Raw genomic sequence first — 11,688 nt, 5'->3', positions numbered from 1 at the left:
CACCACCTCCGTCAGCCCCTCCAGCCGCGCCGGCGAGGCCCGGTCCGTCCACGTGCCATCGCCGAGCTGCCCGTTGGCGTTGCCGCCCCACGCCCACACCGTCCCATCCGCGCGCAGCGCCAGGGAGTGCCTGTCCCCCGCCGCCACACCCACCACGTCCGTCAGCTCCGGCACCCGCGTCGGCGCGAGGTGCTGGTGGGAGAAGTCCCCCAGGCCCAGCTGCCCGACGCCGTTGCCACCCCAGGCCCACGCCGTGCCGTCGGCGGCGACATGGAGCGAGTGCTGCGCGCCCGCCGCCAGCCGGCGCGGCGCGCCCTGGGGCACCAGGCGCTGCACCCGCCGTGACAGGCGCTCGCGCGCGTCATCCGCCCCCTCGGGGCCGGGTTCCCGCCCGCAGCCGGCCATCAGCAGGGCCCCCAGCAGCAGCCCCCACAGGGCGCGAGCTCCCGCGTTCATGTCCTTGCGCATTGGATTCCTCCTCCGGTGTGTGCGAGCACGTCGGACTGGCGGCTCCCGCATCACACGAGGGGCGCTGCGCCAGTGGCCGTCCGGCGGGCGGCTGTATACGGCGAAACTCCTCTTCCTTGTACCGCGAGAAGGCCCCCCGGCGCCCCTCCGGGCGGCCTACTGTTACGGGGTTGCAGGAGGCCCCGGGTCCGAATGGCTCCACCATTCTCCGCGTCCACACTTCTTCACGCGGATTGCGTTGCGGCGCGCCAGCGGACGGCGAGTAATTGAGGCGACCATGGAATCGACGGTGCGCTTCGTTGTCTTCGCCTTCTTCTCCGGCCTCGTCACACTGCTGGTCCACATCTACCTGTACCGGCGCCTCTTCCTGGACACGTCCGGCAACCCACGGTGGCGGCGCGCGGGCGTGTGGGTGATGACGGGGCTGGCCGTGCCGCTCGTGCTGTCCTGGTCGGTGACGCGCTTCTACCCCATGGACACCACCTTCGCCGTGGCCACGGCCATCTGGACGTGGATGGGCGCGGCCACCTACCTGCTCTTCTCCTTCTGGGTGCTGGGAGGCGCGCGGTGGGTGGTGGAGCGGCTGGCCCGCCGGAAGGGCGCGGCGCCGGTGACGGCCGTGGCGGCGGTGCCCGTGCCGGCCCCGGTGGAGGCGCCGATGGCGGCGGTGAGCGGCGCGGCCCCGGCCCGGGTGGCTCCGACGCCCGAGGTGGCGCCCGTGGCCCTCTCCTCCGTCCCGGCGCGAGGCCCGGCCCCCGTGGACGAGGAGCGCCGCCGCTTCCTCGCGCGGGCCACCGCGGGCGGCGCGGTGCTGGCGTCGGGCGGCGTGACGGGCTTCGGCATCTGGAGCGCCTTCCACGAGCCGGTGGTGAGCGAGGTGGCGGTCCGGCTGCCCGGGCTGCCCCGCGCGCTGGACGGCTACACCATCGTCCACCTCAGCGACATCCACGTGGGGCCCGTCATCCGCCGCCGCTTCATGGACGAGCTGGTGGCGCGCTGCGACGCCCTGCGCCCGGACCTGGTGTGCATCACCGGGGACCTGGTGGACGGCCACGTGCCCTCCCTGGGCCCGTCCGTGTCCGCGCTCGCGGAATTGAAGGCGCGCCATGGCGTGTACTTCGTCACCGGCAACCACGAGTACTACTGGAACGCGGCCGTGTGGTCCGACGCGCTGGAGCGCATGGGCATCCACGTGCTGCGCAACCGCCATGTGCGCATCGGCGACGCGGCCGCCTCCTTCGACCTGGTGGGCGTGGACGACTGGGCCGCGCGCCGCGGGCCCCAGGGGTACGACTTGGACGCGGCCCTGAAGGGGAGGGACCCGGAGCGCGCCTCCGTGCTGCTCGCCCACCAGCCCTCCAACTGGAGCGTGGCGGCGAAGGCCGGCATGGGCTTGCAGCTGTCCGGCCACACGCACGGCGGCCAGTTCTTCCCCTTCACGCTCGCCGTCTCCGCCATCTGGCAGCACGACGCGGGGCACTTCCAGCAGGGAGACCGCCACCTCTATGTCAGCCGGGGAACAGGCTTCTGGGGCCCCCCGCTGCGGGTCGGCTCACCCCCGGAAATCGTCAAGGTGACACTGATGGCGTGAGTTATAGGATTGCATTGTCATGGCAAAGGTACCGGCGCAGCGGGAAATCAAGCAGGAGCGTGCGGCGCGCACGCGGGTGGAGATTCTCGAGGCGGCCATCACCCTGTTCGCGCGCCGGGGCTTCCTGGCGACGACGATGGCGGACCTGTCCCGCGCCATCCGCATGACGCCGGGAGCGCTGTACTGGCATTTCCCGACGAAGGAGGACCTGCTGCTGGCGGCCATCGAGGAACTGCACCAGCGCTGCCTCCGCGCCTTCGAGGGCCCCCTGCGCGAGGCGCGCGCCCAGTCCGCCCGCGCGCAGCTCCAGGTCTTCACCGAGCGCATCCATGAGTTCCTCCGCGCCCACCGCGAGTACGGCATCTTCTTCGCCATGCTGGCGGCGGAGGCGGCGGACTCGAACGACCGGGTGGCGGACGCCATCCGCGAGAAGCTGTCGCTCTACGCGAAGGTGCTGGAGGGCCTCATCCGCTACGGCCAGAAGACGGGGGAGCTGCGCGAGGACCTGGACGCGATGCACGCGTCGCACAGCCTCTTCGGCGGCTTCCTCGGCGTGCTGGTGCACCACAACCTCTTCCGCGCCACGATGGACTACGACCCGCTGGTGACGGCGCTGCAGTCGCTGGTGACGGCCGGCGCCTGGCGCACACCGTCCGGCGGCTGAGGGCCGGGCGCCAAAAAACAGCGGGCGACTCCTGACGGTGCAGGAGCCGCCCGCGCGTGATTCCTGTCAACGACTGACGCGGTGCTGGCGCCGGACCCCGGAGGGCCCGGCGCCGGAAGGCCGCGCCGGACTTCAGGGCGCCGGGGCCGGAGGCGGCGGCGCGACGATGACGTTGGCCGCGCCGGGCGTCACGCGCGTCGTCTTGGCGAAGTCATCCGCGTTGACGTCGGTGTCCAGCGAGTCCGGGCCGCGCGACAGCGACAGCTCGTACGCGGTGGAGACGGTGTCCTTCAGGTCGGTGGTCGCCTTCGCGCCCTCCTGGAAGTTGAAGGTCCCCGACACGTTGTTGATGGACGCATTGGCGACGCTCCCACCGTAGGACAGCGAGTCGACGATGCGGCCCAGCGTCAGGTTGAAGAGGGCCAGCGCATCCGGGTCGCCGTTCTGGATGCCGCCGCTCGGCACACCGGCGATCTCCTTCACGTTCTCCGAGTTGATGGCGTCCAGGACGGAGGCCGAGCCGACCACCAGGTACTGCCCCGGCGCCAGCGAGCCCGCCGGCGCCAGGTTGACGCGGCCGTACTCCTTGAGCTGGGTGGCGGAGCCGTTGATGAAGACGAGCACCACGCCCTCCAGCGACACGGTGGACGCGGAGGCGTTGTAGATCTCCACGAACTCCTTCGTGTCCTCCTTGTCCTGGTCGTAGTCCACCTCGTTGATGACCAGGCCCGAGCCCGCGGCGATGATGACGCTCACCTGGGACCGCTGCGTCACACCGCCGAAGCTCGCAGTGAGCTCGACCTGCGCGGGCGCCGTCACCGCATCGGCGGTGAAGGTGAAGGTGGCCGTCGTGGCGTCACGCGCCACGCGCACCGTGGCCGGCACCGAGCCCACGCCCGTCGCGGGGGTGAGCGACAGCGCCACGTCGGTCTCGTCCGTCTGGGCCGGGCGGTCCAGCGTCACCGTGAAGGTGAAGGTCCGGTCCGACAGCACCGTCGCCGAGGCCGGGGACAGCGTGGCCAGCTTCGGCGGCGGCGGCGTCACCGTGAGGTCCGCCGTGCGGGTGATACCGTACAGCGAGGCGGACACCCGGCCCGCGCCCCCACCCTCCGCGTCCGCGGTGAAGGTGAAGGTGGCCAGACTCTGGCCCTGGGCCACCGTCACCGTGGCGGGCACGGTGCCGTAGCGGGAGACGCCCGTGCCCGGCACGGCCGCCAGCGCCACCACGGCGTCGGCGGGCGCGTCGCGGTCCAGCCTCACCTGGAACTCGCGCGTGCCACCGGCCGGCACCGGCCCGGTCGTCACCGGCTCCACGGACTGCAGCCGGGGCGCGTCACGGTCCAGCGTCACCGCCGTGCTCGCGCTGCTGTCACCCAGCCGCGCCGTCACCGTGCCGCCGGAGGTGGCCGCCTCGCTCGCCGTGAAGGTGACGGTCGCCTGCGTGGCGTTCGTCGCCACCGCGAGCGGCCCGTTCTCCACGCCGAAGGTGCCCAGGCCCGCCGGGTCCGAGCTCAGCGCCACCGAGGTGTTCGCGGGCGCCGGCAGGTCCAGCTCCACCGTGAGCGTCACAGTGCCGCCGGGCACCATCGTCACCGCGGCGGGGGTGATGCGGCGCACCGCCGTCGGCTCGTTCGCACCGAGCACGCGCACGGTGGCCTGCTGCGAGGAGCCCCCCAGCGTCGCGGTGAGCGTGACGGCCTCGGCCTGCGCCAGCGCGTTGAGCTTCACCGCCGCGGACGTCTGGCCCGCGGGGATGGTCACCCCGCCGCCCTGCACGGTCAGCGCGTTGGTGTCGCTGGAGGTGACGGCCACGGTGACGTCCTCGGGGAAGGCGGAGGCCATCGTCACCGTGAGCGCCTGCGGGAAGGCGTCCACCGCCGAGGTGCCCGCGCGGACGTACGGCCCACCGCTGAAGCCCGTCAGCGCCGGCAGCGGCGGCAGCGTCAGGCGCATGTCGGCGGCGCTGCGCGGCAGCAGCTTGTACTCGTTGAAGCCGAACGTCAGCACGCCCCGCAGCGTGATGAACAGCGTGCCCACCGGCCGCTCCGGGTAATCGAAGACCTGGTCGTCCACCTTGAGGCCCGCCTGCGTCGGGTTGCTGTTGGGGTCCTCGCTGACGATGAACTCGTCGAAGGTGTTCTCGGCGCCGGTAATCGTGACGTCGCGCAGCTCCAGCAGCACGGCGTCCAGGGCGTCGGCGCGGGGGCCACCGGTGCGCACCTCGCTGGAGGTGACGCGCTCGGGCGTGGGCAGGGGGTTGCCCGAGCTGCGCTTCGTCATCTGCACGTCCGTCAGCTCCAGCACGCCAAAGTAGAGCTTCAGCGTCGCGCTGGTGATGTCCAGCCGGTCACCCACGGCGACGTCCGCCTTGGGGCCGTAGACGTAGATGGCCGAGTAGTCCACGCCCTTGCCGGCCAGCGGCGGGTGCACCTGCACGAAGTAGCCGCTGGTGCCGGTGGCGTTCACCGCGGTGACGAGGACGTCGGAGACCGCGACCTTGCTGTTCACCAGGGGGATGGCGCCATTGACCGGCGTCTTCAGGTCATAGACGGTGGCCGGGCACGCCGCGCCATTCGGGTTCGCCACGGCGCACGGGTCGCACGCGTCGCCCTGGCCATCGTTGTCCGTGTCCGCCTGGTCCGGGTTGGACAGGTAGGCGCAGTTGTCGCCGGGGCTCAGGACGCCGTCGAGGTCCGGGTCGGACGGGTCGACGTTGGCGCACGTGCCGCCCGCCTGCTCGGGGCAGCCGTCACACGCGTTGCCCTTGCCGTCATTGTCCGTGTCCGCCTGGTCCGGGTTGGCCAGGAACGGGCAGTTGTCGCGCCAGGTGGGCACGGCGTCGCCGTCGTCGTCGGCGGGGTTGGGCGCGTCGCAGGTGGTGGCGTTGGCCCCCATCGGGCACGGGTCGCACGCATCGCCGATGCGGTCCCCGTCCGAGTCCGCCTGGGTGCCGTTGTCCATGGGGCGCACCGGGTTGAAGATGCCAGGGCAGTTGTCGTCGGTGTTCGGGATGCCGTCACCGTCGAGGTCCTGCGGGCTGGACTCGCTCGTGTAGAGCGTGGAGCCGTTGCGCGAGGCCAGCCAGCGGGTGTCCGTGGAGGTGCGGCGGGGCGCGCACGTCGGCTCGTCCTCCGGCGCGCCGCAGGCGAACAGGGGGTACGCGCTGGTGTTGGCGGCGCGCAGCGCGGCCAGGTTCTTGCCCACCTCCGACTGGAGGCACACCGCCTTGGCGGCGCCGCAGACGTCCAGCGTGTCGCAGGCATCCGTGCCCTTCAGCGCGTCCACCAGGGCACCGTCACCGTAGAGCGCCTTGCCGCCGCGCAGGGTGAGGACCACGTCCTCGGGGTTGGCGGTGATGACCGCGCGGTGCGGCGAGGAGGAGAACGTGCGCAGCTTGAAGATGGCCAGGTCACCCACCTTGCCCGGCGCGATGCGGCCCACCTTCTCGAAGACGTCCGTCAGGTCCGCGGCGCTGGCGGTGGCCATGCGCCACAGCTGCTCATCGGAGAACGTCCGCGAGTAGTGGGTGGCGTTGAGGTAGTCGGCGCACTGCAGCTCGCGCAGGATGTTCATGGAGCCGGACTGGAGCCAGTCGGTGCCCAGGGCGATGCTCACGCCCAGCCGCTTGTAGGCGGTCACCATGGCGGTGTCGCCGTACAGCGCCACGTTGGAGCGCGGCGACCAGATGAGGCCGGTGCCCCGCTCCGCCATGGCGGCCATCTCCTTCGCCGTCAGGCCAATGCCGTGGATGATGGCCGTGCGCCCGTAGAGCACGTCGGAGGTGCCCGACGACACGCAGCGGAACTCGTTGTAGGCGCGGGTGTCGATGCCCTCGGCGACGTGGGGCAGGTAGGCGGCCAGCTTCGGCAGCCTGTCGGAAGCCGGCAGCGACGGGTAGCTGCAGCCGCTCGCCAGCGTCTCACCGCGGCTGTCCCCCAGCGGGAAGGTGTCCGAGTCCGCGTAGCCCTCGTTGAGCCCCTCCTGCCGCGCCACCGTGCTGACATCCAGGTTGCGCAGCAGGCCCGGCGCGCCACCCGCGCCCGCGACGGACGTGGTGCCCGCCATCACCTGCCGCAGCTCCTGGAAGCCCACCAGGTCGTTGCTGTTCTTGCTTCCACCGTTGCGGATCTCGGTGTGGCCGTTGGAGCCGCGGCGCCAGTCATGGCGGTGCTCGAAGCGCTCGGCGATGGTGTCCTGCTTCGCCACGTACGGCTTGTCGACGAAGGTGATGTGGTCGTGCGGGTTGATGAGGCCCGGGGAGATGACGCCCTGGGGGCACGACACCTGCGTGGCCTCGGCGGCGCCGGCCGCGGAGGAGCAGTCACACGCGGCGCACTGGATCACACCCTGCGCGTCCACCAACACCTGGCCGCCCAGCAGCGTCTCGCCGTCCTTCAGCACCACGCCCGTGAACAGGCGCGCGGCGTTGCCGGCCTTCGTCACCTCGCACGTCGCCCCGCTCGGGAGCGCGGGCGCGTCCGCGGCGGCGCAGCGCGTCTGCCCCAGCATGCAGTTGGCCGGGCAGGCGTCCCCGTCCGCCGTGTTGCCGTCGTCGCACGTCTCCGTGCCCTCGACACGGCCGTTGCCGCACACGGCCTGCGCCGGCGGCGTCGGCGTACAGTTGGCCTCGCAGCCGTCGCCGTTGGTGGTGTTGCCGTCGTCGCACTGCTCGCCCTGTTCCAGGACGGTGTTGCCGCACACCGGCGGGGCGACGCCACAGCCATCTCCCTCACAGGGCTTGGTGTCGTCGCTGGAACATCCAGCATGGAAGAGGAGGACCGCACCAAGCGCGGCCAGTAACAGGCGTGGGGACATTCGCATCTCGTGGGTCTCCCGGCGGACGCCGCCTGGGGGAAGGTGACGGGTCCTTGGCACGCTCCGAGCGTACCCCGTGAAACATTTCAGCGACACCTTACGTACTGAGTCCAGCGCCCCCGAGTGCCACAGGGTCTGGATCATCCCAGGGGTGCGGTGACACCTCACTGCGGGTACGCCAGCGTCGTACTGCCAGCCATTCGCTAGATTGAAGACGCCATGACCGCCCCCAGCGCCACCAGCCCCGTCTCGCGGTTCCTCGAAGGACATCTGCGACGCGATGCGCAAGCGCGGGAGGTGTCCGTGGCCCGCTTCATGGCGGGCCTGTCGGGCGCGTCGGTGGTGGTGGCTGCGGCGCTGGGCGGGCTCATCGGCTGGGGGCTGACGCAGTCGCTGATGGGGCTGTCGGCGGTGCTGTGCGTCTACTACACGGTGCTGTGGCGGGTGCTGCGCTCCGGCGTCTTCCACCCGGCGGTGCCCTGGCTCAACGTGGCCATCGAGGTGAGCATCCCCGCGGTGGTGCTGGCGTTCGACCTGCGCTTCCAGGGGCCCATCTACGCGCTGACCGCGCCCACGCTCGTCATCTGGCCCACGCTCATCACCCTGGCCACGCTGCGCAGCAACCCGCGGCTGGCGCTGGCCGCCGGCTTCATCGTCGCCGCCGAGTACCTGGGCATCTACCTGCTCTTCGTGCGCCCGCTCCTGCCGGACAACCCGCTCATCACGCTGACGCCTGGCTTCATCGCCACGCGCGCCTTCTTCTTCGTGGCGGCCGGCGTCTTCACCGCCATCCTCGCGCGCCACTTCCTCCAGCTCACCCGGGGCGCGCTGTCCGCCCTGCGCGAGCAGGAGGTCATGGGCAAGTACGTGCTGCACGAGCGCATCGGCGCCGGCGGCATGGCGGAGGTGTACCGCGCCACCTACTGCCCCGAGGGCGGCTTCCAGAAGGCGGTGGCCCTCAAGCGCATCCTCCCCGCCTTCACGGACAACGAGGAGTTCGTCACCCTCTTCCGCCAGGAGGCGGAGCTGTGCTCCTCGCTCAACCACCCCAACATCGTCCAGGTGTTCGACCTGGGGCGGCACGGCGGCACGTACTTCCTCGCCATGGAGTTCGTGGACGGGCTGCCCCTGAGCGGCGTGCTCCGGGCCCTGGCGCGCAGGCCGCTGCCGGTGGCCGCGGCCACCTACGCCGCCGCGGAGCTGGGCGCCGCGCTGGACTACCTCCACCGGCGCACCGGCCCGGACGGCCAGCCGCTGCGGCTGGTGCACCGCGACGTCAACCCGCCCAACGTGCTCGTCTCCCGCTTCGGTGACGTGAAGCTGTCGGACTTCGGCATCGCCCGCGGCGCGGCGCTCGCCCAGCTCACCCTGGCCGGCAGCGTGCGCGGCAAGCTGGGCTACATGGCCCCGGAGCAGGCCCTGGGCCGCTCCTTCGACGGCCGCGCGGACCTCTTCGCCCTGGGCCTCACCTTCCACGAGATGCTCACCGGCCGGCGCACGCTCCAGGCCACCACCGACGAGGCCCTGATGCGCGCCGCGGTGGATCAGCAGCTCGAGCCGCCCTCGCGCTTCAACCCCGAGGTGCCCCCGGCGTTGGACGCCATCGTCATGGGCCTGCTGGAGAAGGACCCGGCGCGCCGCACCGCCACCGGCGCACAGCTGCGCGGTCAGCTGCTCGCGCTGCAGGGGCCGGCCGCACCCTTCCCCCAGGGCCAGGCGCTCCTGGCGCAGGTGGCGCGGGACGCGCAGGAGCAGGCCCGGCGCGCCACCATGGCCCGCGAGGAGGCCGACCAGGTGCCCACCAGCCAGAAGCTCACCGCGCGCGCGTGAGGGCGGCCCCTCCGGGTGCGGCTGCCGGGCCCGGCGCGCGGAAGCGCTGCGTGCCCGCGGCGTCCGCGCTATCAAGGCGAGCCAGAATCCTCACCGGGAGCCTTCGCCTTGGACGTCGCCGTCCTCACCTGGTCCGGCCTGCCTGAGCTGGACTCGTTCGACCGCCCTCTTCTTCCCGCGCTGGCGGAGCTGGGCCTGGACGCGCGCCCCGTCCGCTGGGACGACGCGGCCGTGGACTGGAGCGCCGTGCGCCTGGCCCTCGTCCGCAACACGTGGGACAGCCACCTGCGCCGCGACGCGTTCGTCGCCTGGGCGGACCGCGTGGGGCGCCTCACCCGGCTGCACAACCCCGCGGAGGTGCTGCGCTGGAACACGCACAAGCGCTACCTGCGCGAGCTGGAGGACCAGGGCGTCCCGGTGACGCCCACCGTCTGGGTGGAGCGCGGGGGCACGCTGGACGTGGGCGCCCTCATGCGCGAGCGCGGCTGGGACGCGGTGGTGCTCAAGCCCGCCGTGTCCGCGGGCGGGCTGAAGACGTATGTGCTCCCCCGCGCGGAGGCCCGCGCCGCCACCGCCCGCGTGGCGGAATTGGCCGCCGAGGGCGACGTCCTCGTGCAGCCCTACCTCACCGCCTTCGAGACGGAGGGCGAGCGCAGCTACGTCTTCTTCGACGGCGCCTTCAGCCACGCCGTGCACCGGCCCCCCACGCTGCCGGACGCGCCGCGCGGCTTCGCCGAGCCCCGGGGCTTCACGCCCGAGGGCCGCGAGGAGCTGCGGCTGGCGGAGTCCGTGCTGGAGGCGGTGGGCCGGCCCCTGCTCTACGCGCGCGTGGACGTGGCCACGGACAATGCGGGCCGCACGCGGCTGCAGGAGGTGGAGCTGACCGAGCCGCGCCTGTTCCTGTCGCTGGACGCGGGGGCGCCGGGCCGGCTGGCCCGGGCCATCGCCGCGAAGCTGTGAGGCGCGAGAGGGCGGCCTAGAGGCCGCACACCTTCGGGTCCGCGTTGCGGAAGGAGCACAACAGCTTCGGCAGGCGCCCCTTCCACGCGGCCCAGTCGTGCGGCGCGCCGGGGTCGTCCCAGTGGGCCACGCCGTAGCCGCGGCCGCGCAGCGCGGACACGAAGCGCAGGCTGGACTCGCAGTCGTCGCCATCCGGCTCGTTGTCGCGCGTGCAGCCGGCGCGCGGCGAGCCGTGGTCCACGTAGAAGCGCACCGGCACCACCGGCTCCGCGCCCGCGCGCAGAATCATGGCGTCGCCGTCATCGCGGTCGATGACGCCGTCATGCGGCCAGAAGAGCGAGCCGGACTGGCAGCCCACGAAGCCGAACGTCTCCGGCATCTGGAAGCCCGCGTACACGGAGATGAGGCCGCCCAGGGACGCGCCGGCCACGCCGGTGTTCTGGGGCCCCGTCAGCACGCGGAAGGACGCCTCCACGCGCGGCTTCAGGTCGTCCTTGAGGAAGCGCAGGTAGTCGTCCCCGCGCGGCTCCGCCCACTGCGGGTCCTTCTTGGGCGGGAAGGTGTACTGCGCGTTGCGCACCCGCTGCTCGGGCAGCGCCACGAAGACGAGCACCGCCGCGTCCTCCGGCCGCGACGCGTAGTGCGCGTCCGCGGCCTCCGCGAAGGACTGGCGGGTGAGGCTCTCGTTGCCGTCGTGGAAGTACATCACCGGCAGCGCCGGGCAGTCCTGCCCGTCGTACACCGCGGGCGTGTAGACGTAGACGTCGCGCCTGTCAGCGAGCGCGGTGGCCTGCACGCCGTACATGGCGGTCAGCCGCCCCTTCGTCGAGTCCTGCAGCTCCGGGTAGATGAGCGAGAAGAAGAAGCCCACGTCGTTGTGGTTGGTGCCGTCCCAGGCCACGTGGCGCGCGTTCGGGTCCGCGAAGTAGTTGCCGTCCTTCACCAGCTTGTACGGCTGCCGGTCGGTGCGCGGCACGTCCACCTCCGCCACCCACAGGTCCGTGTCCCGCACCTGCACCAGCGGCGTGGCGGTGGCCGACCACTTGTTGAACTCGCCGGCCACGGTGGTGCCCGGCGCGGACGGGCCGCGCACGAAGAAGGCCACCCGGGGGCGCGTGGCCGACGCGTCGCTCACCAGCGGCGTGCCGCCCTGCTCCGCCACCGCCGCCACGAAGCGGTCGATGGCGGCGATGCGCTCCTCGCCCGTGGTGGCGCGGCTCATCGCCAGCTGCAGCTCCACCAGCAGCGAGATGGGCGCGCCGTGCACCGTCTTGTCCCGCTGGCACGCCCAGGAAGCGCCGGCGTCCGGCTCCGTGTCCACGCCCCCGTCGGGGAACGTCTCCGTGAAGGGTGGGGGCGG

Annotated in this window: 7 protein-coding genes; 4 read left to right on the top strand and 3 right to left on the bottom strand. The window is 72.5% G+C overall.

Annotated elements, in window-relative coordinates:
* Window positions 1-468 (bottom strand): RCC1 domain-containing protein (locus HG543_RS45190; RefSeq protein ID WP_369334975.1); only part of this gene is annotated, 468 nt, incomplete at its 3' end.
* A gap of 277 nt (window positions 469-745) precedes the next feature.
* On the opposite strand from HG543_RS45190, the gene HG543_RS45185 reads away from it, so the two are divergent.
* Both HG543_RS45185 and HG543_RS45180 read left to right on the top strand, forming a co-directional pair.
* Entirely contained in the window at window positions 746-2,059 is a 1,314-nt protein-coding gene (locus tag HG543_RS45185) for a metallophosphoesterase (RefSeq protein ID WP_169351166.1), read from the top strand.
* Window positions 2,060-2,078: 19 nt separating this feature from the next.
* Window positions 2,079-2,723, top strand: a complete 645-nt coding sequence (locus HG543_RS45180) for a TetR family transcriptional regulator (protein WP_169351165.1) — start codon at window positions 2,079-2,081, stop codon at window positions 2,721-2,723.
* A gap of 132 nt (window positions 2,724-2,855) precedes the next feature.
* Here HG543_RS45180 and HG543_RS45175 read toward each other — a convergent pair whose 3' ends face one another.
* Window positions 2,856-7,544, bottom strand: a complete 4,689-nt coding sequence (locus HG543_RS45175) for a lamin tail domain-containing protein (RefSeq protein ID WP_169351164.1) — start codon at window positions 7,542-7,544, stop codon at window positions 2,856-2,858.
* 213 nt (window positions 7,545-7,757) lie between these two features.
* Between HG543_RS45175 and HG543_RS45170 the strand changes: the two genes are divergently transcribed.
* Complete coding sequence (locus HG543_RS45170) at window positions 7,758-9,368, top strand: serine/threonine-protein kinase (protein ID WP_169351163.1); 1,611 nt, start codon at window positions 7,758-7,760, stop codon at window positions 9,366-9,368.
* Window positions 9,369-9,476: 108 nt separating this feature from the next.
* Complete coding sequence (locus HG543_RS45165; RefSeq protein WP_169351162.1) at window positions 9,477-10,328, top strand: ATP-grasp domain-containing protein; 852 nt, start codon at window positions 9,477-9,479, stop codon at window positions 10,326-10,328.
* Between the two features lie 16 nt (window positions 10,329-10,344).
* Here the strand turns inward: HG543_RS45165 and HG543_RS45160 are convergent.
* Window positions 10,345-11,688: alpha/beta hydrolase (locus HG543_RS45160; protein WP_169351161.1), on the bottom strand; the 1,344-nt coding region annotated here is incomplete at its 5' end.

The sequence above is a fragment of the Pyxidicoccus fallax genome (genome assembly GCF_012933655.1).
In the GTDB taxonomy this organism is placed as follows: Bacteria; Myxococcota; Myxococcia; order Myxococcales; family Myxococcaceae; genus Myxococcus; species Myxococcus fallax.
The sequence above is the reverse complement of the archived record's forward strand: the minus strand, read 5'-3'. Positions and strand labels throughout refer to the sequence as shown.